This is a genomic window from Kitasatospora sp. NPDC056800 (genome assembly GCF_042789775.1).
Lineage (GTDB): Bacteria > Actinomycetota > Actinomycetes > Streptomycetales > Streptomycetaceae > Kitasatospora.
In genome coordinates, this window is record NZ_JBHUAL010000037.1 from 24,291 (window position 1) to 46,146 (window position 21,856).

A 21,856-nucleotide genomic window follows, 5' to 3' on the forward strand; every position below is an offset into this window, starting at 1 on the left:
TGCCGGGCTTCCGAAGCCGCCCTCGCGATCACTGGAATGCCGGAAAATCGGGGCAATACGCTGCCGCGGCGACAACATCACAATCCGATCAAGCCGCTCATTTGATCGCTCCAGCTTGACGAACGATCAGGCACTACCTAGATTCCGGCCCACCACCCGATCACGGAGGACCTCATGCGCCTGCCCCCGGAGGACCGCGACCTCAGCCCGCACACCGGCTGGACCAGGGAGCACTGGGAGGTGGTGGCCGACGGCCTGCTGACCGCGGTCCTCCCCCACGCCAGTCCCGCCGGGGCGCTGATCGACCTGCCCGGTCCCCGCCCGAGCCGCTCCGGGCGCCGCTCCGACGCCCTGGAGGGCTTCGCCCGCACCTTCCTGCCCGCCGCCCTGCGGGTGGCCGGCGCGGGCGGCACCGATCCGCACGGCCTGCTGGCGCACTACGCCGCCGGACTCGACGCCGGCACCCGCACCCCCACCGGCGAGCGCGACCTCGCCGACGGCGACCGCGAGTCCTGGCCGCTGATCACCGACCGGGGCCAGGCCATGGTCGAGGCCGCCTCCATCGCCTTCGCCCTGCGCCTGACCCGCCCCTGGCTCTGGGACCGGCTGTCCGGGCCCGTCCGCGACCGGGTCGGCCGCTGGCTCGCCGACGCCCTGCACCGCGTGCCCAACGACAACAACTGGCAGCTCTTCCCGCTGTCCGTCGGCGGCTTCCTCGCCGAGGCCGGCATCGCCGAACCCGAGGCCCGCGCCGCCGTCCGCCGCGGGCTGGAGCACATCGACCGCTGGTACCTCGGCGACGGCTGGTACACCGACGGCCGCCCCCGCGCCTTCGACCACTACAACGGCTGGGCCCTGCACCTGTACCCCGTCCTGCACGCCCACCTCGCCGGCGACCGGGCCCTGGGCGCCGTGTACGGCGAGCGCCTCGCCGCCCACCTGGCCGGCTACGCCCACACCTTCGGGGCCGACGGCGCGCCCGTCCACCAGGGCCGCTCGCTCACCTACCGCTTCGCCGCCACCGCCCCGCTCTGGGCCGGGGCTCTGACCGGCCACACCCCGCTCGCCCCCGGCACCACCCGCCGCCTCGCCTCCGGCGCCCTGCGCCACTTCCTCGACCGCGGCGCCGTCGACGACCGGGGCCTGCTCACCCTCGGCTGGCACGGACCCGACCTCCGGCTCGTCCAGGTCTACTCCGGCCCCGCCTCCCCGTACTGGGCCGGCAGCGCCTTCCTCGGCCTGCTGCTCCCGCCCGGCCACCCGGTGTGGACCGCGCCGGAGGGACTCGCACCCGTCGAGGAGCGCGACACCGTCCTCGCCCTGCACGGGCCCGGCTGGCTGGTGCAGTCCACCGCCGCCGACGGCCTGGTCCGGCTGCACAACCACGGCAGCGACGACCAGCCCGCCGACGCCGTGGGCCCGGACGACCCGTACTACGCGCGGCTCGCCCACTCCACCGCCACCGGGCCGGCCTTCGAGGGCCCCGCCGACAACCACCTCGCCCTGCTGACCGACGCCGGACCCACCGAACGCGGCCGCGTCCACCCGCTCGGCACCGGGCCCGGCTGGGCCGCCTCCCGCTGGCACCCGCGCGTCGGCGGCCGTGAACTGCCCGGCGTCACCGTCACCTCGCTCACCCTGGCCCACGGCGCCGAGGAGTTCCGGGCCCACCTGGTCACCGGCGGGCCGGCCGGCACCCCGGTCACCCAGACCGGCTGGGCCGTCGCGGGCCGGGGCGCCGGGCAGCGTGCCGGTGCCGGAGTGCGAGCCGACGGCGGGCAGCGCGCCGGTGCCGGTGTGCGGGCCGACGGCGGGCTCGCCTCGGAGCTGCACGCCCTGCGCGGCTTCACCACCGCCGGCGCCGAGCACGTCCCCGGCGGTACCGCGTTCGGCCCCGAGGCCGCCCTGCCGGTGCTCACCGGCGAGCTTCCCGCCGACGGCCCGGCCCTGTTCGCCTGCGCCGCCCGGCTCACCGCCGTCGCGCGGCCGCCGGCGCTCGCGGACACCGTCCAGCTGACGGCCCGGCCGGACGGGCAGGACCCGGAGGCCGTCCTGCTGACCGTCCGCCTCGCCGGCGCACCGGGCCTGCGGATCCGCCTGGCACCCGCCGCCGTCACCGTCCACCCCGCCGAAGGGGACTGAACCGCCGTGCCCCTCGCCCTCGCCACCCTCGGCCTGCCCGGGACACCGCTCGACCGGGCCGCCGCCCTCGCCGCCGAACACGGCTGGCACGGCCTCGAACTGCGCTGCGCCGACGACCAGCCGGTCCGCCTCGGGCTGGACGCGGACGAACGCCGCCGCGCCGCCCGCCTGCTGTCCACCGCCGGGGTCCTCCCGCTGACCCTCGCCTCCTACGTCGGCGTCGCCGCGCCCGGGCCGGACGCGCCGGTGCTCGCCGCGCTGACCGCCCACCTGCGGCTGGCCGCCGACCTCGGCTGCCGCCACCTGCGGGTCTTCCCGCACGGCGGCCCCGGCCCGGCGGCCGAGGCCGACGAGCGCGCGGTCCGCCGCCTGCGCGCGGCGGCCCCGCGGGCGGCGGCCCTCGGCGTGCGGATCCTCGTCGAGACCCACGACTCCCACCGCGCCGGGGCAGCCCTGGCACCCCTGCTGAACCGGGTGGACCACCCCGCGGTCGGAGCGCTCTGGGACCTGCTGCACACCTGGCTGGCCGGCGAGACCCCGGCACGGACCCACCGCGCGCTCGGCCCCCACCTCGGCTACGCGCAGGTCAAGGACGTCGCCTCGGCGGACGACCTCACCCCGCTGCCGCTCGGCACCGGAGTGCTGCCGATCGCCGACTGCCTGCACCTGCTGCCGCCCGGCACCTGGGCGGCCTGGGAGTACGAGGCCCCCTGGCACCCGCGCGCCGCGCCCCTGGCACCGCGGCTGGGCAGCGGGGCGCGCCACCTGTCCGCGCTGCTGCCGGGCTGAGGCGCACACGGGTTCCTCAGGCCCTGTCCGGCCGAGGCGGCGCCGCGCCCCTCACCCCAGGGTCGCGGCGCCCGTCCGCGGGGCCGTCTGCTCGGCCCCGCAGGAAGCGCGCACGCGCAGGACCGGGAGCAGCGCCGTGCGGTGCACCGGCAGCTCGGCGCCCGCCGCCAGGCGGCGCAGCAGCAGGTCGACGGCCGCCGCGCCCACCGCGTGCTTGGGCGGGGCGACGGCGGTCAGCGGGGGCGCGGCGAGCGCGGCGAAGACGTCGTCGTAGGCGACCAGTGCCACGTCCGCGGGCACCGCCAGGCCGTACGCGCGCAGCAGCGGCGCCAGCCGCAGCGCGTCCTGGTCGTTGTGGACGAGCAGCGCCCGGGTCCCGGACCGCGCGGCCTCGGCGATCCGTGCCACCAGCGGCTCGGGATCGGCCGGCAGGTTGCCCGGCCCGAGCATGTCCAGCGCCGGCAGGTCGGGCAGTCCGAGCAGCCGGGTGCCCTCCCGGTATCCGGCCCGCACCTCGGCGGCCGTCCAGGAGTCGCCGCGGGCGGCCAGCAGCACGCTCCCGTGGCCGAGCCCGGCCAGGTGGCGCAGGGCGCTCAGGACCCCGTGCCGGTGGTCGGAGGCCACGGTGTCCAGTCCGGCCCCGGGGCCGTCCGGGGTGGGGGAACGGCGCTCCACCAGCACGGCGGGCACCGGCAGGGCGTCCAGCCAGGCGTAGTCCTCGGCCGTCCGGCCCGGGACCAGCCCCGGGGCCAGCAGCAGGCCCTCGGCTCCGGACTCCAGCAGGCGTTCGGCCTGTAGCCGGTCGCCGCCCGCCCCGTACGGGGCGATGCCCAGGACCAGCCGGGCCCCGGCGGCCGCGGCGGCGGCCCGGGCCCCGGCGATCACCTCGTCGAAGTAGGAGCCGACCGAGGGCACCAGCAGGCCGAGGGCGCGGCCCTGCCCGGGGCCGGGGGCGAGCGGCGGCCGGGCGCCGTCGTCCGGGCGTTCCAGGGAGACGAAGCCGTGCGAGCGGGAGAGCCGGCCGGCGTCGGCGAGCGCGGCGACGTCCCGGCGGACCGTCACGGCCGGGATGCCCAGCCGGTCGGCCAGCTCCGTGAGGCGGACCCGCCCGCCGAGTTCGCCGACGGCCGACACGATCAGCCTGCGGCGCTCTTCCCCCGAGATGGCCATTCCGGCCTCCATCCGTCGTGCCGGCCGACGCGTCGTCCGGAAGCGGTCAGCCGATGATATTCCGATCGAAGAGTATCGTTCGATCGGAAATTGATCAATAAAGCCGATGATCGCCGATCGATTGACCGTGCGATCACCGAACTCCTAGGGTGACCACGGTGGCCGCCGCCGATCCGCCCGCGGCCACCCGCGCAGCCGTGCGCCCGGACCCACCGAGGTCCCCACACCCCCCTCACTCCCGCTCCCCTCCCGCGGAGGACCCGATGGCCGACCAGGCCCCCCACCCCGCCCTCACCACCGACGGCGACACCTTCCTGCGCGGCGGACGTCCGCACCGGATCGTCTCCGCCGCCGTCCACTACTTCCGCATCCGCCCCCAACAGTGGACCGACCGCCTCACCCGGCTGCGCGCCATGGGCGTCAACACCGTCGAGACCTACGTCGCCTGGAACTTCCACCAGCCCGCCCCCGGCCGCGCCGACTTCACCGGCGACCGCGACCTCGCCGCCTTCGTCCGCGCCGCCGGCGACCTCGGCCTCGACGTCATCGTCCGCCCGGGCCCCTACATCTGCGCCGAATGGGAGTTCGGCGGCCTGCCCGGCTGGCTGCTCGCCGACCCCGCGATGCGGCTGCGCCGCCTCGACCCGCCCTTCCTCGCCGCCGTGGACGCCTGGTTCGACCACCTGGTGCCCGTACTGCTCCCGCTGCTCTCCTCCCACGGCGGCCCGGTGGTCGCCGTCGCCGTGGAGAACGAGTACGGCAGCTACGGCAACGACACCGCCTACCTCGAACATCTGAGGGACGCCCTGGTCGCCCGCGGCGTCGACGTCCTGCTGTTCACCGCCGACGGTGCCGAGGACGGCTTCCAGCTCGGCGGCCGGGTGCCCGGACTCCTCACCACCGGTACCTTCGGCTCCCGCCCCGAGGAGTCCCTCGCCTGCCTGCGCCGCCACCAGCCGGTCGGCCCGCTGGTCACCATGGAGTACTGGTGCGGCTGGTTCGACCACTGGGGGGCACCGCACCACGTGCGCGACGCCGAGGACGCCGCCGAGGTCCTCGACGCCCAGCTCGCCGCCGGCGCCTCCGTCAACATGTACATGGGCCACGGCGGCACCAACTTCGGCTGGTGGAACGGCGCCAACCACGACGGCACGAGCTACCAGCCGGACGTCACCAGCTACGACTACGACGCCCCGGTCGGCGAAGCCGGCGAACTCACCGAGAAGTTCCACCTCTTCCGCGCGGTGATCGAACGCCACCTCGGCCCCAACCCCCACCCGCTGCCGCCGCTGCCCGCCCGCCTCGCCCCCCGCAGCGCCCCCGTCACCGCCGGCCGCCCGCTGCTCGGCGCCGGCGGCGCCCTCGGCGAACTCTCCACCGCGCACCGCCTCCCCGAGCCCCTCCCGATGGAGCGGCTCGGCCAGAACCTCGGCCTCATCCACTACCGCACCCGTCTGCGCGGCCCGCTCGCCCGCGGTGAACTGCGGGTGGACGGCCTCGCCGACCGCGCCCAGGTCTTCCTCGACGGCGAACCCCTCGGCGTCCTCGACCGCAACCACCCCGAACAGGCCCTGCCGCTGCGGGTGCCCGAGGGCGGCGCCGTCCTGGAACTGCTCGTCGAGAACCTCGGCCGGATCAACTACGGCCCGCTGCTGCACGACCCCAAGGGCATCACCGGCGGTGTCCGGGTCGACCGGCAGTACCAGTTCGGCTGGGAGATACGCCCGCTGCCCCTCGACGACCTGACGGCCCTCGCCCTCGGCGCGCCCTCCACCGCCGACGGCCCCGGCTTCCACCGCGCCGAACTGACCGTCGACACCCCCGCCGACGGCTTCCTCGCCCTGCCCGGCTTCACCAAGGGCATGGTCTGGCTGAACGGCTTCGCGCTCGGCCGCTACTGGGACCGCGGCCCGCAGCGCACCCTCTACGCCCCCGCGCCGCTCTGGCGGGCCGGCGCCAACGAGCTGCTGGTCCTCGAACTCCACCGCCCGGGCGACCGCGTCGAACTGGTCGAGGGCCCCGACCTCGGCCCCGCCGTCCCCGAGGAGCGCTACGGCTCCTGACCCCTCCCGCCCCGCGGGCGCGCGCCGGCCCCCGGCCCGGGCCCGCGGGGGCCCCGCACCGGCCGTCCGCCCGGTGACCGAATGGTAGGTTCCTGTCCACCTCGACAGACCGGCCCACCGACAGGGAGTGCCATGCCGATCCCGGCGGACGATCGCCGCGCCCGCATCCTCGACACGGTGCGCGGCCTGGGCACCGTCCGGGTGGTGGACCTCGCCGAGCGGCTCGGCCTGCCCGCCGTCACCGTCCGCCGGGACGTCGCGGGCCTCGCCGACGCGGGCCTGCTCCGCCGCACCCACGGCTCCGTCTCCTTCGGCGGCCCCGCGGACGCCCCCGCCCCCGTGCCGCCCCGGCCCGCCGAGGCCCCCACCCTGGGCCTGCTCGTCCCCGCCGTGGTGCAGTACTTCGACGAGGTCATCGCCGGCGCGCGCACCGCCGCTGCCGAGGCCGGCGCGCACCTGGTCCTCGGCATCTCCTCCTACGAGGCCAGCGCCGACCGCGTCCAGGTCGACCAGCTCCTCGCCTCCGGCGCCCAGGGCCTTCTGCTCGCCCCGAACTGGACCGCCGCCGACCGCCCCGAGGACCACGCCTGGGCGGCCGAACTCCCCGTCCCCGCCGTCCTGTTGGAACGACGCCCGGCCCCCGGCAGCCCCGCCGCGGCCCTCGACGCGGTCGGCTCCGACCACCGCCACGGCGTCCTGCTCGCCTTGCGCCACCTCACCTCCCTCGGCCACCGCCGGGTGGCCCTGGCGGCCCGCACCGACACCTGGACGGCCTACCAGGTCCGCCTGGGCTACACCGACGCCTGCCGCACCCTCGACCTGCCCGCCGAACCCGTCATCGACGTCCGCACCCCGGCCGCCGGCGTCGACTCCGTCGCCGCCCGGCTCGCCGAGGCGGTCGCCGACGGGGTCCGCGCCGCCCTCGTGCACAACGACCAGGACGCCCTGCAACTGCTGCCCCTGCTGCGCACCCGCGGCGTACGGATCCCCGAGGACCTCGCCCTGGTCGCCTACGACGACGTGTTCGCCGCCCTCGGCGCCCCGCCGCTGACCGCCGTGGCCCCGCCCAAGCGCGCCGTAGGCGCCGCCGCGGTGGACCTCCTGGTCCGCCGGCTGGCCGCCACCGGCCCCGCCCTGCCGGTGCACCACCTGGACCTCCTGCCGGACCTGACGGTGCGCGAGTCCTCCGGGGCCTGAGGGGGCGATGAAGGTGTACTTCATCCCCATTGGCCCGGCGCGGCTGAGCCGGTTCGAGGAGATCGGCCGCAGGCTCGGCCACCACGAGTGGGTCGTCGAGGACGACAGTCTCAACATCTCGTCGGACCTGGAAGACTGACCGGGACATCGCTCCGGCGCCGGTGACGATCAGGGCCACCGGCGGGTACCCGGTCAGGGCCTCGGGTCGAGCGCGGGGCTGAGCCCGATGTCCTCTGACACGCGATCCTGACCGATTGCCAAGTGATCCTGACCAGCGCGGTGAAGTGCTCGCCGGTACGGGCTGTCACTGTCCCGCCGTACGGTCCCCCGAGCTGGAAGAGCCAGCCGGTCCGGGATTCCCGGGGCCGGCAGCGAGAAGGGTGCGGGACACGTGAGCTGGGATCCAGTCGGGACGGAGGAGCCGTGAGCCGATCGGACGAAATCCGTGGACACCCGCCGCCGGGGTGCCGGCCGGAGACCCGGTGGGCTGAACACTGACTGCCGCCCGGGACCGGCGAGCGCGAGGGAACGAGGAGACCTGGTGGACCACGGAATGAGCGTGCTGCTCCGGGCGATTCCGCTGCTCATGGGCGCGGTGTCGGCCGCGCTCGGCGGCTACGTCCTCGCGCACTCCACCGGGCCGAGCGCCCGGGTCGCGGGCCTGACGCTGGTCTTCCTGGCCGCCGTCTGTCTCTGCCTGTTCGCCGTCGCGGCGACCGTCGTGCGGCAACTGACCGGCCGTTTCGGCGCGTTGGACCGGATCGGCTACCCGGCGTTCGGCTTCGCGGTGTCCGGGGCCGCCGTCGGCTACGGGCTGGGCCTGCTGGCGGAGAGCCACCGGCCGGTGGCCGACTTCGTGGCCGGCGGCGTGGTCCTCGGCATCGGCCTGGTCTGCGTGTGCGTCTCGTCGGTGGCCGCGGTCGCCACCCGCTTCACGCTGATCGGGCAGAACGCCGTCCTGCCGGAGGGTTCCCCGCCGCGCTCGCCCGCGCCGTTCGGCCGGTCCGCGGCCCGGGCGCTGGTGGCGGTCCCGGTCCTTGCGGCCGCCGCCGCCTGGGCGTGGGCGACCGTCATGCTGGCCAACGGGGGCGGCGGGGACTCGGACGGGCGCTTCACGGCCGGGCACGTGGTGGTCGACCAGGCGATCGTCTGCACCGCCCTGATCGGGCTGGTGATCACCCTGCTGCGGCAGACCCGGAACACCTACACCCGGCGGGAGCGGGTCTGGTGGCTCGTCCCGGCCGCCGTGCTCGGCGCCATGGACATCACCGGGGGCCTGGTCGTCGTCGCCCTGGACCCCCGGCCCGGTCAACTGGCCACCGGGTACGTGCAGATCGGGCTGGGTCTGCTGTGCTGGACAGTGCTGAGCGCGGTGCTGCTGCTCGCCCTCGGCTGGCGCCGTGCCGCGCCGCCGGCCGGCCGCGTCCCGCTGCTCCCGGTCGGCACCACACTGCTGTGCCTGTTCATGTCGGCGTTCCTGTTCGAGTCGGCCGACCCGGACGTGACGGTCGCGGCCCGGGTCCTGGTCGGCCTCGGCGCCGTCTGCTTCTCGCTGTTCGCCGTGGTCTCCGTCCTGGAGGCCGGCGTCGCCGACCGGAACTGACCGGCCGCGAAGGTGACAGACGCGGAGAAAGAGGCCCGAAACCTCGCCGCAGCCACCCAGGACCGCGAACGGATGGCGGCCGCGCGGGACCTCGCCTGCGGTCCCGTCATCGCCACTGGCACGGAGCCGTGGCCACCGCCGGCACCGGATTCGGGCATCGCACCGCCCTTCGGCGGTGGGTCAGGTGCGGTCGTCGGCCGCCGTGTCGGGGAGGGCGCCGTGGCCGAGCCGGCGGCGGGCGGGCGCCGGTTGCCGCGCGGGGATGCCGCTGCCGTCGGCGGGCTCCAGGAACGGGGCCCGTTCGATCGCGAGCAGCCGGGGTCGGCCGGCCTGCGGGACGGCCTGGTCGGTGGCGGGCTCGGAGAACGGCTGCCACAGCGGGCGCCGGGCCGGACGGCCGGAATGATCACTCATGGGTGACAGTCTGTCACCCGGCACAGCGCGCTGCCCGGGCGGGCGGCGGGGACCGGGCCGGCGGCCGCGTCGCGGTCCGGCACGCCGCGGGACGCGGTCCTCCTCCCCCGGTGGGCGTTCCCGGGTACGGGCGCCCGCTGGGGAGGAGGGTGGGGTGGTGGGCGTCGTCGTGGTGGTCGAGCGGCTGGAGGACCGGGAGCTCCTGGTCGTGCGCGCGGCCGGCTCCGGCCCGGGCGTGCCCGGCGACCCGGCCGCGGTCACCGCCTGCGGGCCCGACACGGCGGGCCGGGCGCCCGCCGTGTCGAGGAGTTCACCGCCCGATGGTCAGACGGCCACGAGGTGGAAAAGGTCCGGCTTGACGTCCTGGACCATCTGGTCGATGTCCTTGTCGGAGTGGTTCGCGGCGGCGACCCACTTGCCGGAGTGCTGGGCCTGGAGCGCGAACAGGGTACTGCCGTGCACATACGCCATCCAGAACGACTGGTTCGCGGGGACGTCCTCGTCGATGCAGCCGTATGTGGTGATCAGGGCGCCGTTCTCCTGGCCCCAGTGGTCGACCGCCATGCACCATCGCCGCATGGCGTCCTGGAGGTAGGCCAGCGTGCGGCCGTCGGAGGTCTGCTTCCGGCAGACGCGCCACTTCTGGTTCGACTCGTTGTTCCAGAAGTACTGGAGGACGGTGCCGTAGTTCCCGGAGGAGAGGGCGACGGTCAGCGGCCGGCCTTCGTCGGCCGTGTTGATCCGGTACAGGCCCGGGTCGCAGCGGTAGTTGCTCGAAGGGTCGGCGGCGAGGGGGCCGGCCGAGGAGGGGGCGGCCGAGGCGACGGGGGCGGCGGTGGACAGCAGGACGCACGCGGCGGCCGCCGCGCCGAGGACGTTCAGCGGACGGCGGGCACGGGCGTGCCGACGGTGCGGGCGAGGAGGCATCGTGGACTCGCTTTCGCAAGGGGCGGGCCTGGCTGCTCCGGTGGTCGGGGGCATCAGCAGGCGAGCCGCGCGCGGGCGGCGGCTCGAAGGGTGCCTGCGGGCTCCGGGAAGGAGCAGGCGACGGTTCCCTGCTCCATGACGTTGAAGGTGGTGAAGGTGCCCGGACCACCCGGGTTGAGTTCGACCCAGTAGCCGATGTTGCCGTCACGGGCGCAGATGAAGCGCACCCACTCGCCGGTGACCTTCTGGGTGCCGCGGTAGAGGCCGTAGTAGCCGGGGCTGTTGAAGTTCACCGTGTCGGTGACGGTGGTGGTCCGGGTGGTGGCCTTGGTGTCCGACACCGAGAATCCGACCTTGACGCTCACCCTCGCGAAGATTGCCTTGAACTCGGCGCTCACCTCGACGCTGGAGTTGATCGTGGTGCTCACCGTGGCGACCTCGCTGAGGGTCTTCGTGTAGGTGCCCGTCGTGCCGGGGGCGACCGCGACCGCGAGGAAATCGGTGACGGTCGGCTCGACCCTGACGTTGTCGACGTCCTCCCAGTAGGTGTCCTTGGCCGGGTCGCACTGGGTGGTCGGCGGGTAGGGGGTGGCGTGCGCGGGCGCCGCGCCGAGGCCAAGCCCGGCAACCGCGACGAGCGCGGAGATTCCCGAGGTGACGGCGGTGCGGTTGACGTGCCTGGTGCGTTTGGTGTGCCTGGTGCGCGAACTCATGGGGGAGCTCCTCCGGTGGAAGGGATGCGCAGCGATACGTCATGTGCATGACGTGACACCGTGGAGGAAATTCTCACATTCGCGCGGGGACCGTCCCATCCCAGATTCCTGGGAGCGCACACCGGGGCGCACCGGGCACGGGGAAACCGCTCGCCCACCGCGCTCGGGTCCGTACGACCCGGCGGCGTGCCGAACTCCCATGGGGAACCCGTCGATCCTTCGGTCCACTCCCAGCACGGTGATCACCGGCGGCCGGAACGGTCGGCTGCGGAAGGAGTACGCGCCATGGCCGAGGCCGGCGGCATGACCCTCGCCGAGGGACGGCCGGCGGGCTCCGAAGTACGCGGCGCGGTGGCGGAGGAACGGCCCGCGGGACCGGCCCTCGGGTCGGCGAGAGCGGCCCGCTCACGCGCCCGGGTGTGGTGCGGCTCCGTCCGGAGTGCGGGGGGAGTTGAAGGTGAAGGCGCGCGGGGAGGGGCCGTTCGCGCGCAGGTCGGCCAGTCGCTCCAGGGCCTCGTCGACGTCCGGCAGGTGCCCGGCCGGGACCCACCACAGGACCAGGTGCGCCTCGACGTTCCGCTCGAACCACTCACGCCGCCGCCGCATCGCCTCCAGGTGCCCGCTGCGGTAGGTGAACTCCCACAGCGCCTCCCGGCTCTCCCACACCGACATGTTGACGATGACGTCCTCGCCCGCCGGGCGCAGGGCGGTCGCGTCGTCCTTCCCGTCCGCGGCGAGCCGCCAGACGAAGCCGGGGGCGGTGTCGGCGGCGGCATTGACCGGGGAGACCAGGTCGACGAACGGCGCGATGCGCGGGTCGTCGACGGGGTGGCGGAGCGTGGCGACGTTGAACTGGGCGAGGTGGTGGGAGGTCATGGCGCCATCCCAGCACGGGCCTTCTTTCTATGTCAATCAATATTGTTTTTAGAAGGCTCGACCACCACGCAGCACTCCCCGGGCCGGGCGTCCATCCGGGCACGGAGGGCGCCGTCCGCGCCGAGAAGTCCCTCCAGGAGGGCGAGGTTCATGCCGCAGACGAGGGGTGGGAAGCGCTCGGCGACGGAGTGGAAGGGGCAGTTGCGCATGCGAATGGCCCCCTCCTCCAGGCGGGGTTCGTACCCGCGGGCGGCCAGCAGCGCGACGGCCTCGTCGAGCCCCCCGCAGGGCGCGGCCGCTCCGCGCTCGGCCTCCCCCCGCCGCCGCGCGGCCGCGCGCAGCCCGTCGTCCAGCCCGGCCCGCTCGGCGGCCTCGGCGAGCAGTTCGGCGGCCGTCCGGTAGTCGCGCGCGGGCAGCGAGACCACCCGCTCGGCGCGCGTCCGCGTGTACACCTTCGCCGGCCGCCCCGCCCCCGGCCCCGACCGCCCGGTGAGCCTGCGGCTGCCGCTCTCCAGCAGCCCGGCCTCGACCAGCTTCTCCAGGTGGTGCGCCGCCAGTGTCCGCGCCACCCCGACGGCCTCCGCCGCCTCGTTCCGGCCCACCTCGCGGCCCTGGGCCGCCACGTACGCGTAGAGGCGGCGGCGCACGGGGTCGTGCAGGGCGGCGATCGCTTCGATGTGCTCCATGCGGCCATTCTAGGAACAATGGTCATTGGAGATAGAGGGGTGGGCCGCAGGGGTCGGCGGGCCGGGCCGACCGGGCGGCGGGGTGGTCCGGTCGGCTCCCGGTGCAACGCCGCCGCGTTGCCGCCCGACGCGGCGCGGACGTGGACACGGGAACGGCGGTCGTGCGCACCGGCCCGCTCCCCCGCCCAGACCACGCGCACAGGAAGTGGGCGGCTTCGCGGGCGCGGTCGGGTTGTTCGGGTTGTTCGGGTTGGCCGGGCTCACCGGCAGGCAGCTGGAACGGCTCGCCGTACTCAGACCCGACCGGCGCTTGCTCCGACGTGACGGCCAGGTGGTGTGGAGACGGCCCTTCTGGGCCGCCGTGCCCCTGCGCCACCACGAAGCGGCTCCGGCTCCTGCCGTTCCCCGCAAGGCTGGTGCCATGGTTCCCGGGACCTTCCGTGTGTCTCCGCGCGCCGGGGAGACCAGTGCCCCGCCGACCATCCGACGACGGCCCACACGTACGGAAACCCGCTTGCCAGGGGCGCACGGGCTGCGCGGATACTGCGGCATGAGCAGAATCGCGCAGGTGATCGTGCTGGCGACGTACGCGGACGAGGCCATGGAGCCGCTGACGCGGCAGGACTCGCCGCACTGGCGCTTCAAGCCGCTCGGTCTGTTCGCCGGCGGGTGGGTGATCGAGTTCTACGGGCTGCGCCACCGTAGCGGACTGCTCCGGCAACTGGAGTCCCTGGCGTGGCCGCACCCGGAGAGCGTGCAGGTGCTGATCCACGACGAGGAGGACGACTGCTACGGGCTGTGGATGATGCGCGACGGCGCCCTGACCGAGGTGCCGATCCCCGGCCACCAGCGGTACTACAACCCCGTGCCTCTCGGACCCTCCCGAACCGACCCGCCCTCACCGGGCTACCTGTGGCGGCCGGAGACGGTGGCGGGAGCCTTCGGGGAGGGTGCCCTCACCTCGCCCCTGGATCCGCGCCCCGCCTGGTGAGACCCACCGGGCCGGCCGTGCCGCACCGTGGGGGGCGCCCGGCGGGCAGCCGGCCCAGGCCGAAGCCGAGGACGCGCAGCGGCGGGCACGGGGCGGTCGGGGCGGCGGCAACCGGAGGCCGTGCGGCTGCGTCCACCCGGATACGAACGGTCGCCCGACCATCGTGCTCCTGGGGGGATTTCCGTACATGCCGATCAACGACGCCGTCTTTGCGCCACCGCCGCCCGGTGCCCTGACGCCCTGCCCGAGCTGCGCGCTGACCGACCAGGTCCGCAGTGTGCCGGCGGTCCACCTGGGCGAGCGGCGGAACGTCACCGTGCGCTCCTCCGGCCGCGACGGCCGCGTTGAGACCCGTGAGGAGGTCTCCGCCCTCGGCCGGGCCCTGGCGCCCGCGCCGCCCGCGGTCGGCACGGCGGTCCAGACGCTGGCGCCCCTGGGCTTCGTGACACTGGTCGGGGCGGTCTTCACCTTCGTCCAGGGGACCATGGCCCGCAACGCGCCCGTCACCCGGAAGCCCGACCTCTCGCCGCCGGACTGGGTGACCGCGCACCCGGGGTTCCCGAACGACTTCCCCACCGACCTCCTCCCGGGCGACCTTCCGAAGGCCGCTCCGGCTTCCCCGGCCACGGACACGGCGGCCGCGCTCGCCGACGCGAACGACGCGCTGGTCCCGCTCTGGGGGTCGTGTCTGATCCTGGCCGTCGCGATCGCCCTGCTGGCGGGCGCGACCGCGCTGTTCCTCGCCAGGCGGCGGCACCTGGCAGGCCGGCCCCGGGCCGAACGGCTCTGGAACCAGGCCTGGTACTGCGCCCGTTGCGGCACCACGCACTTCCCGCCCACCGCCGGCCAGGGCGCCGGGTCGCTCGGCCTCGCGGAGTTCCGCAAGACGGTCTGGACAGCGGGCGGCTACGGCGACCTCGCCGACCGGTACCGGCCGTAGCCGGGTCCGGCAGGCCCCGAGAGGTCGGCGGGATCCAAGGGGTCGGCAGGCCGTGCTCCCGCTGACCACCCACCACTTCGCCGAAGGCAGGGAAGACACCGTGCGCCCGGACGGGCTGCTTCGCCACGGGCGCGCCAGCGGCTCCCGGCGGGCCGAGCGGCGGCGGAGGGGACGGCGGCCGGGCGGCGGCCGCCCGCGCCTACCTCGGCCCGACCAGCCCGCACTCGTACGCGAAGATCACCGCCTGCACCCGGTCCCGCAGGCCCAGCTTGGCCATGACCCGGCCGAGATGCTTCTTCACCGTGGGCTCCGCGAGGCCGAGGGCGGCGGCGAGTTCCGTGTTGGTCAGGCCGCGGGCGGCCCCCAGCAGGACCTCCCGCTCGCGCGCGGTCAGCACGCACAGCCGCTCCGCGTCGCCCCCGCCGCCGCCGTCTCCGGCGGCGGGGAGCCGGTGCGCGAAGCGGTCCAGCAGCAGCCGGGTCACCCGAGGGGAGACCACGGCGTCCCCCCGGGCCACGTCGCGGATCGCCCCCAGCAGCTCCTCCGGCCGGCTGTTCTTCAGCAGGAAGCCGCAGGCCCCGGCGCGCAGCGCCTCGACGGCGTACGCCTCCAGGTCGAAGGTCGTGAGCACCAGCACCCGCGTCCCAGGCACCTCGCGCAGCAGCCGCCGGGTCGCCCCGATGCCGTCGGTGCCCGGCATCCGCACGTCCATCAGCACCACGTCCGGCCGCAGCCGCCGCGCCAGTTCCACCGCCGCCGCCCCGTCGGCCGCCTCCCCGACCGGCTCCATGTCCGGCTCGGCGCGCAGGATCATGCCGAACGCCAGCCGCAGCAGCTCCTCGTCGTCCACCAGCAGCACCCGGACGCTCACGGCGCGCCCCCGGGATCCAGCCGTACGAAGACCCGCCAGCCGCCGCCCGGCCGCGGGCCCGCCTCCAGCGCCCCGCCGAAGGCCGCGGCGCGCTCCCGCATCCCCGTGAGACCCCGCCCGGACCCGGCGGAGCCCGGCCGCCCGGTCCCTGCGGCCCGCCCGTCGTCGGTCACCTCGACCGTGACCGCCCCCGGTGCGCAGGACACCCGCACCTCGGCGCGCGACCCCTGTGGCGCGTGGCGCAGCGCGTTGGTCAGCGACTCCTGGACGAGCCGGTGCACCGTCAGCTGCGCCGCGGCCGGCACCCGGGCGGCCTCGCCGTCCACCCGCAGCCGGGTCACGAGGCCCGCCGCCGCCATCTGCTCGCACAGCGCCCTGAGCTGCCCGATCCCCGGCGGCGACCGCCGGTCGTCCCCGGGCCCCGTGTGGGGGCCGGCGTCGGGACCGGTGTCCTGGAGCAGGCCCAGGGCCCGCCGCATGTCGGTCAGCGCCTGCCGCCCGGTCTGCGCGATCCGGGCCGTCACGATGGTGGCGTCGGCCGGCCTCGCGTGCCCGAGCGCGTCCGCCAGCGCTACCACCACTGACAGGCCGTGCGTCACGCTGTCGTGCAACTCCCGTGCGATCCGGGCGCGTTCCTCCTCCACCGCCCGGCGCTCCCGCTCGTCGCGGTCCAGTTCCAGCCGTGCCAGCCGCTCCGCCCGCGCGGCCCGCCGGATCCGGGCGTTCGCCCCGAGCAGCGCGCTCGCGGCGACCGCCGCCGTCATCGCGGCGGCCGAGGCGGGGAACCGGCCCTCGGGCGCCCAGCGCGCCGCCGCCAGCACCGCCCCGGCCGCCGCCACCAGAGCCGCCGCCCACGCCGACCGGTACGGCGCCCGCGCGGTCACCGTCCCGAGGGCGACCAGCAACGCCGCGTCGGCGGGCAGCTGAACGCCCAGCAGCCACTGCGCGAGCGCCGCGGCGGCGATCGCCCCGAACGCGGCCCGGGGCGCCCGTCGCCGCCACACCAACGGCAGCACCAGGGCGGTCTGCAGCGCGAAGCCCGTACCGTTCGCCACCCGCCCCGGCCCGAGTGTCATCAGGAACAGGGCCGCCGCGAGCGCGGCGTCCGCCACCAGGGGCGGCACCCGCCCCGGCAGCCGGGCGAGGGCTCCCGGCGGGCCCGTCCGTACCGCGCCGGTCTCGGTCATCGTGTCCGTCCTCGCGTCCGCGTCGTCCGGCGTCCTCGCCGGAGCCCCACGGTAGGGCCCTCGCACCCGCGAAGGCGTCCGCCCGCCGGCGGACATCGAGGGAGACCCCGGGACACCGGGGGCTCCTCCGCGCGGAGGAGCGAACGCGCGCCGGGGCGACCCGTGCCCACCGGCGGGATCGTCCCCCGGCAGGGCGCCCCGCACCCCCCGGCGGCGGAACCCTGGTGGCGACCCCGCAGCCGCACCACCCGAGGAGTACGCGCCATGCCCCCGACCATGCCCCCGACCCGCCGCGCCCTGCTCGGCACGCTCGGCGTCGCCGCGCTCGCCACCGTGGCCGCCGCCCCGGCCGGGGGACACGGCCCCGCCGCCCCCGTCCCGCTGTGCCTGCCCGCGCCCACCGGGCCCTGGCCCGTCGGCACCGTCGCGCTGCACCTGGTCGACGACAGCCGCCCCGACCCCCTCCTCCCCGCCAAGCCCTACCGGGAGCTCATGGCCGGCCTCTGGTACCCGGCGGAACCCGGCGCCGGGCACCCGACGGCCCCCTGGCTGCCCCCGGCCGCGGCGGCCGACTGGGACGCGCACTCCGCACCGGCCCTCGGTGTCCCCGCCGGCGCCGCCGACTGGCGTGGGATCAGGACCCACGCCCGCACCGGCGCGCCCGTCGCCCGCCGCGCCGGCCGGCTGCCCGTGGTGCTGTTCTCCCCCGGCGACGGCGGCACGCGCGCCCTCGGCACCACCCTGGTCGAGGAGTTGGCGAGCCGCGGCCACCTCGTCGTCACCCTCGACTCCACGTACGAGGCCGAACAGGTCGAGTTCCCCGGCGGCCGTGTCGAACGCGCCCTCCCGCTCCCCGACGAGCTCACCCCGGAGGTCGTCGCCGCCCTCCTCGCCGGGCACTCCCGGGCCCGCCTCGCCGACGCCCGCTTCGTCCTCGGCGCACTCGACCGGCTCGCCCGCGGGGACCGCCCCGACACCGGCACCGACCCGCTCCCGAACGGGCTCGCCGAAGCCGCCGACCCGGCCAGGACCGGCGTGCTCGGGCAGTCCCTCGGCGGCTCCGTCGCCGCCCAGCTCGCCCACGACGAGCCCCGCGTCCGCGCGGCGGCCGACCTCGACGGTGCCCTCCTCGGACCCGTCGCCGACAGCGGCCTCGCCAAGCCCTTCCTGCTGATGGCCTCCGGTACGAAGACCCTGCGCACCGAACCGAGCTGGGCCTCGTGCTGGGCGGCGTCCACCGGCCTGCGGCATGCCCTGCGGCTGCGGAACGCCGCCCACGGCTCGTACACCGACCTCCAGGTCCTCCTGCCCCAGCTCGTCCACCGCCTCCCGGTCCCCGACGCGGCCGGACTCATCGGCACCGTCGACCCCCGGCGCTCCCTGGCCGCCCAGCGCACCGCCGTCGCCGCCTTCTTCGCGCGGTACCTGACGGGGCGGCCCACCGGCTTCCTCGACCGGCCCGGCGACGACTGGCCGGAGCTGGAGGTGCTGCGCTGAACCGGCCCGCCCGCCGACACCGCGTCACAGGTACGGCCCGACCCGCAGCACCGTGACCGTGCCGCCGTCCCGGCCGCCACACCCCCGGCCCAGTGGATCCGCCAGACGCCCGGCCCCCGGGTCGATGTGGGACGCCCACGCCACCGCACCCGTTCGGTCCATCAGGTGCGGAGCCCCGGAACGGGCTTCGGGCCCGTCCTGGCGTCGAGCTGACGGGTGTCCACATCTCCCGGCCGCTCTTCCCGGAAGCACCGCCGGGGACTCGTACTCTCCCGTGGTCAGGAGCCGCAGTTCGATCCGCAACTGGTCCCGCAGCCGATCGGGCCGTTGCTGCCGCAGCTCCTGCCGCTGTAGCTGCCCCCGCTGTGGGAGCGGCGGGTGCTCCTGCTGGCCCGGGCTCGGGCCGAGGCACGGGCGCGGGAGGCTTCGAGGCAGACCCGCAGGGCGTGCTCGGCCGGCAGGGCCGACATCCCGACCAGGGCCACGGCCATCGGCGCGTGCTCGCGACGGTCGGCCGTGGGCCCGTGCTCGCGACGGTCGGCCGACCGGGCTTCGGAGAGCACCCGGGAGCCGAGCCCGGTGTGCCGACTGAAGTCCCCGTACATGTCCACCAGTGCGACGGCCAGCCGGGCCACCGCGAACAGCACGGAGAAGGCCAGCAGCGGGAGGAGCCAGCTCTCGTCCCGCACGAGTGCGTACACGAAGGCGGCCACGCCCACCGCGGCCACCACGAAGGACACCAGGACCATCAACTCCTCGGCCAGCGACGCCCGGTCGAGGAGCTTTGCGTCATTGAGCAGACCCGCTGCCACCAGGCGGCGGCGCACGGCGTGTGGCGGCGCGTCGTCGTCCAACCACATGGTCAGCGTCCTCATGTCACCAGTGCGGGTGGGACCGAGACTGCGGACGGCCGCCGCCTCGAAGTAGTCCTCCGGGTCGGTCGCGGTCACGGTCGCGGTGACGTCCCCCGAGCGGGAGACGACGATCCGGCCCGCGTCGTGCATCTTCAGAAGCCTCAGCTCCACCAGGTGGCCCGCCAGGCAGGCCACTTCCTCCACACTGGGGTCGAACTCCCGTCCCTTCGCGCGCCGTTCGATGCCGTACAGCTTGCCCATCCAGACGCCGGCATTCAGCCAGGTCGCGGCCACTGCCGTCCCTGCCCCCACCAGCAGGCCCGGTACCACCCACATGACGCCCCCTTCGCATCACTCAAGTGTGGGAACGTCCCGTGCCGCCCGGCAAGTCCGTCGACGAGGGCGGGCACCCGGCCCTGCCCACAGGACGCCGTCGATCACCCCGCGGGACGGCGGCCTCCAGGCATTCGGTCCTGGGTTGTCCTGATGGGGGCAGAGGCTCAGGCGAAGCTCCGCGCTTCGGTTTCCACTGCCGGATCGGTCCCACCGGCGCCGGGCGTCGGAGGTCAACCCGTCGGCGGGCCTGGGGCCTGTCGTCGAACTCCCGTCGTCCGCCCGGAGGGCGGGCGGGGCGGCGTTGGGGTGTGTGCATCGCAAGGCGGAGGAGGGAGCCACTGCGGTGGGGGTACCTCCCGGCCGAAGGCTGGGGGAGCGTCGCCCCGCAGACGCGAGTTTGAAGACACGCCCTAGACACTCCCGACGTAGACGCGCAGGTCGGAGTGTCCGGTCGGCACCTTCCACCGGTTCAGGGCGTCCGCCATGTGGTACGGCCAGCCGGCGTCGTCCTGGTCGGCGACGAACCGCACGACACGTTGCTGCACGTCACTCAGGTCCCCGAAGGACTGCGGCGGTTCGGCTGGTTCGCCCGGGAAGACCGCCGTGAACAGCATGTGCGTGATGTAGTACCTGTCGCCCTGCCTTTCGCCGCCCGCGCAGTCAGCCAGGCCGGCCAGCATGGCATCGACCGCCCGGAGCGTCGTGGCCTCGGGCATCTCGGCCAGGGCCGTCACTGCGAGGCCGCCGTAGGAGCCACTCAGGAACGACATCGTCGCGGTCCTTTCCGGCGGCCGGGCGACGACCCGGACCAGCACGTCGACGACGGCTTGGCCGGCGATGCCGAGCCGGGTCAACGCGAAGGCGGAGGCCCAGCGCAGTTCGACGACGGGGCTGTCCAGGTAGCTTTCGACGAAGGGGACGACCGCCGGATCGCCGAGCAGCCCGAGGGCGACCAGGCCCGTCGCCGCGGCGCCCGGCGAGGCTTCGTCGGCGACGAACGCCTTCAGCAGCGGGATCGACGTCGACGCGGACTCGGGGAACCACGCGAGCAGGTTCGCCGTCTCGGCGCGCAGTTCAGGGCTGTTCGAGGTCAGCAGGACGGCGAGTGCGGGAAGCGCCTCCCGCACGGCGTCGTAGCACACCACCACCGCTTCGGCGTCGATGAGCACCTGCTCGCAGCCCTCCTCGCGCTGCTTGCGCTGCTCGTCGTCCGCGGCCTCGGCGATCCACCGGGCCCAGTCGTCGGCCTCGCCTCGCATCCTTGCCAGGTAGTCGCGGTCTTCCCGAGGGTTGTAGCCGTTCGGCAGATGGTTGTTGTCCAGCCCGATCTCGATGGCGACCAGCAGACCGACGAACCGATGCCTGTCGACCGATCTCGGGTCGAGCGCCATCCGCACGAGAAAAGGGACGGTGTGCACCGCGGCCTGCGACCGCGTGCCCTGGTGCACGATCTTGTTCGCGAGCAGCGCGCTCGACGGGTACGGGCCCTCCCGATCCCCCGTCTGCATCGCCCGGAGATGTCCGGGTACATCGTCGGCCTTGCCATAGGAGTGCTGCAGTTGGGCCCAGGGCACATCGTCCAGGCCGGCAAGAGGATCGCGGGTCACAGCAGCAGATCCTGGCACACCGGGAGTCCGCCCTGCGATTCGACGTTCGATTCCTGACCTGGCCAGATGGTGCCCGGATCTTTGGGAACAGGCTCCGCCCCAGGTTCCGCCGGCGCGACGAGGCGGCGACGGCAGGACGACGGCGGCAGGACCGCGCCCCAGAGCGAATCCATCCGGGACCTCACGTCCGCGCGGTACCTCGCCGCCGACGGTGGGGCGACGGCGCGTTCCACGGGCCGCCCACCGCTGAAACAGCCGAAACCGGAAGGGTGACCGCGGCATCCGGCCACGGCCACCCCACCACTCTTGATCCGGGGTTGCGGTCAGGCCTGTACGGCGATGAGCTGGAACTTCTCGTTCGGGTCGCCGGTGCAGTCCCACAGGACGATCGGGGTTTCGTTGTTCCAGACCGGGCCGGCGCCGGCGACGTTCAGGCAGCGGTTGCTGGCGGGGTTGCGCAGCTGGCCCTCGGCGGTCCACTCGAACTTCTCGTTGCCCGCGGAGGCGACGCAGTCGAAGAGGATGACCGGGTTGCCGTTGTTCCACGGCCCGGCACCGGCGACGTTCAGGCAGCGGTTGCTGGTGTAGTTGTAGAGCTGCCCGTCGGCGGTGAGCTGGAACAGCTCGTTGTTCTGGCCGTTGCAGTCGAACAGGATGATCGGCGTGCTGTTCGGCCAGGTCGGGCCGGCGCCCGAGATGTTGAGGCAACGGTCGCTGGCAGGGTTCTTGATCCGACCGACCGGGTGGGGGATCTCGTTGTCGGCGACGAGCTGGAACTTCTCGTTGCCCGCGGAGGCGACGCAGTCCCACAGGACGATCGGTGTGCCGTTGGCCCACGGGCCGGCGCCAAAGACGTTGAGGCAGCGGTTGCTGGCGGGGTTGCGCAGCTGGCCGTCGGCGGTCCACTCGAACTTCTCGTTGCCCGCGGAGGCGACGCAGTCGAAGAGGATGACCGGGTTGCCGTTGTTCCACGGCCCGGCACCGGCGACGTTC

The 21,856-nt window shown here is 75.2% G+C and carries 20 protein-coding genes; 9 read left to right on the forward strand and 11 right to left on the reverse strand.

Going from position 1 to position 21,856, the window contains the following annotated elements; genetic code table 11:
• Positions 1 to 174: 174 nt before the first annotated feature.
• Together ACFRQN_RS11370 and ACFRQN_RS11375 are read left to right on the forward strand one after the other, a co-directional pair.
• Positions 175 to 2,142, forward strand: a complete 1,968-nt coding sequence (locus ACFRQN_RS11370; protein ID WP_074006087.1) for a DUF2264 domain-containing protein — start codon at positions 175 to 177, stop codon at positions 2,140 to 2,142.
• A gap of 6 nt (positions 2,143 to 2,148) precedes the next feature.
• Positions 2,149 to 2,931: a sugar phosphate isomerase/epimerase gene (locus ACFRQN_RS11375; RefSeq protein ID WP_074006088.1), complete on the forward strand. Its 783-nt coding sequence runs from the start codon at positions 2,149 to 2,151 to the stop codon at positions 2,929 to 2,931.
• A 51-nt stretch (positions 2,932 to 2,982) separates the two neighbouring features.
• On the opposite strand, the gene ACFRQN_RS11380 is transcribed toward ACFRQN_RS11375, so the two are convergent.
• A complete protein-coding gene (locus ACFRQN_RS11380; protein WP_380739902.1) occupies positions 2,983 to 4,101 on the reverse strand; it encodes a substrate-binding domain-containing protein in 1,119 nt (372 codons plus the stop codon).
• Positions 4,102 to 4,364: 263 nt separating this feature from the next.
• Here ACFRQN_RS11380 and ACFRQN_RS11385 point away from each other — a divergent pair, with 263 nt between their 5' ends.
• The 4 genes from ACFRQN_RS11385 to ACFRQN_RS11400 all read left to right on the forward strand — a co-directional run bounded on the left by ACFRQN_RS11385 (position 4,365) and on the right by ACFRQN_RS11400 (position 8,964).
• Positions 4,365 to 6,164: a beta-galactosidase family protein gene (locus tag ACFRQN_RS11385; protein ID WP_079272883.1), complete on the forward strand. Its 1,800-nt coding sequence runs from the start codon at positions 4,365 to 4,367 to the stop codon at positions 6,162 to 6,164.
• A 132-nt stretch (positions 6,165 to 6,296) separates the two neighbouring features.
• Positions 6,297 to 7,361 carry a substrate-binding domain-containing protein gene (locus ACFRQN_RS11390; protein WP_380739905.1) on the forward strand — a complete coding sequence of 355 codons (1,065 nt, stop codon included), beginning with the start codon at positions 6,297 to 6,299 and terminating at the stop codon, positions 7,359 to 7,361.
• Positions 7,362 to 7,368: 7 nt separating this feature from the next.
• Positions 7,369 to 7,500, forward strand: coding sequence for a hypothetical protein (locus ACFRQN_RS11395; RefSeq protein WP_380739907.1), 132 nt, complete (start codon positions 7,369 to 7,371; stop codon positions 7,498 to 7,500).
• A 402-nt stretch (positions 7,501 to 7,902) separates the two neighbouring features.
• Positions 7,903 to 8,964 (forward strand): DUF2776 family protein, encoded by a 1,062-nt coding sequence (locus tag ACFRQN_RS11400; RefSeq protein WP_380739909.1) that lies wholly within the window; start codon positions 7,903 to 7,905, stop codon positions 8,962 to 8,964.
• A 180-nt stretch (positions 8,965 to 9,144) separates the two neighbouring features.
• Here ACFRQN_RS11400 and ACFRQN_RS11405 read toward each other — a convergent pair whose 3' ends face one another.
• The 5 genes from ACFRQN_RS11405 to ACFRQN_RS11425 form a co-directional block, all read right to left on the reverse strand.
• A complete protein-coding gene (locus ACFRQN_RS11405) occupies positions 9,145 to 9,378 on the reverse strand; it encodes a hypothetical protein (protein WP_117484835.1) in 234 nt (77 codons plus the stop codon).
• A gap of 324 nt (positions 9,379 to 9,702) precedes the next feature.
• Complete coding sequence (locus ACFRQN_RS11410) at positions 9,703 to 10,305, reverse strand: RICIN domain-containing protein (RefSeq protein ID WP_074006093.1); 603 nt, start codon at positions 10,303 to 10,305, stop codon at positions 9,703 to 9,705.
• 53 nt (positions 10,306 to 10,358) lie between these two features.
• A complete protein-coding gene (locus ACFRQN_RS11415) occupies positions 10,359 to 11,018 on the reverse strand; it encodes a hypothetical protein (RefSeq protein ID WP_074006094.1) in 660 nt (219 codons plus the stop codon).
• A 405-nt stretch (positions 11,019 to 11,423) separates the two neighbouring features.
• Positions 11,424 to 11,894: a DUF3291 domain-containing protein gene (locus ACFRQN_RS11420; protein ID WP_049660689.1), complete on the reverse strand. Its 471-nt coding sequence runs from the start codon at positions 11,892 to 11,894 to the stop codon at positions 11,424 to 11,426.
• 32 nt (positions 11,895 to 11,926) lie between these two features.
• Complete coding sequence (locus ACFRQN_RS11425) at positions 11,927 to 12,580, reverse strand: helix-turn-helix transcriptional regulator (RefSeq protein ID WP_380739912.1); 654 nt, start codon at positions 12,578 to 12,580, stop codon at positions 11,927 to 11,929.
• 550 nt (positions 12,581 to 13,130) lie between these two features.
• On the opposite strand from ACFRQN_RS11425, the gene ACFRQN_RS11430 reads away from it, so the two are divergent.
• Together ACFRQN_RS11430 and ACFRQN_RS11435 are read left to right on the forward strand one after the other, a co-directional pair.
• Positions 13,131 to 13,571 carry a hypothetical protein gene (locus ACFRQN_RS11430; RefSeq protein WP_380739914.1) on the forward strand — a complete coding sequence of 147 codons (441 nt, stop codon included), beginning with the start codon at positions 13,131 to 13,133 and terminating at the stop codon, positions 13,569 to 13,571.
• 187 nt (positions 13,572 to 13,758) lie between these two features.
• Positions 13,759 to 14,511, forward strand: coding sequence for a hypothetical protein (locus ACFRQN_RS11435; protein WP_380739916.1), 753 nt, complete (start codon positions 13,759 to 13,761; stop codon positions 14,509 to 14,511).
• 199 nt (positions 14,512 to 14,710) lie between these two features.
• On the opposite strand, the gene ACFRQN_RS11440 is transcribed toward ACFRQN_RS11435, so the two are convergent.
• Together ACFRQN_RS11440 and ACFRQN_RS11445 are read right to left on the reverse strand one after the other, a co-directional pair.
• A complete protein-coding gene (locus ACFRQN_RS11440) occupies positions 14,711 to 15,382 on the reverse strand; it encodes a response regulator (RefSeq protein ID WP_380739918.1) in 672 nt (223 codons plus the stop codon).
• Positions 15,379 to 16,569: a sensor histidine kinase gene (locus ACFRQN_RS11445; protein WP_380739920.1), complete on the reverse strand. Its 1,191-nt coding sequence runs from the start codon at positions 16,567 to 16,569 to the stop codon at positions 15,379 to 15,381. Before ACFRQN_RS11445 ends, ACFRQN_RS11440 begins: the two co-directional genes overlap by 4 nt.
• A 264-nt stretch (positions 16,570 to 16,833) precedes the next feature.
• On the opposite strand from ACFRQN_RS11445, the gene ACFRQN_RS11450 reads away from it, so the two are divergent.
• Positions 16,834 to 18,066, forward strand: coding sequence for an alpha/beta hydrolase family protein (locus ACFRQN_RS11450; RefSeq protein ID WP_380739922.1), 1,233 nt, complete (start codon positions 16,834 to 16,836; stop codon positions 18,064 to 18,066).
• Between the two features lie 278 nt (positions 18,067 to 18,344).
• Here the strand turns inward: ACFRQN_RS11450 and ACFRQN_RS11455 are convergent, their stop codons facing one another.
• The 3 genes from ACFRQN_RS11455 to ACFRQN_RS11465 all read right to left on the reverse strand — a co-directional run.
• Positions 18,345 to 19,256: a TIGR04222 domain-containing membrane protein gene (locus tag ACFRQN_RS11455; RefSeq protein WP_380739924.1), complete on the reverse strand. Its 912-nt coding sequence runs from the start codon at positions 19,254 to 19,256 to the stop codon at positions 18,345 to 18,347.
• Positions 19,257 to 19,666: 410 nt separating this feature from the next.
• Complete coding sequence (locus tag ACFRQN_RS11460; protein ID WP_380739926.1) at positions 19,667 to 20,863, reverse strand: HEAT repeat domain-containing protein; 1,197 nt, start codon at positions 20,861 to 20,863, stop codon at positions 19,667 to 19,669.
• Between the two features lie 323 nt (positions 20,864 to 21,186).
• The coding region (locus ACFRQN_RS11465; protein ID WP_380739928.1) for a ricin-type beta-trefoil lectin domain protein at positions 21,187 to 21,856 on the reverse strand (670 nt) is incomplete at its 5' end.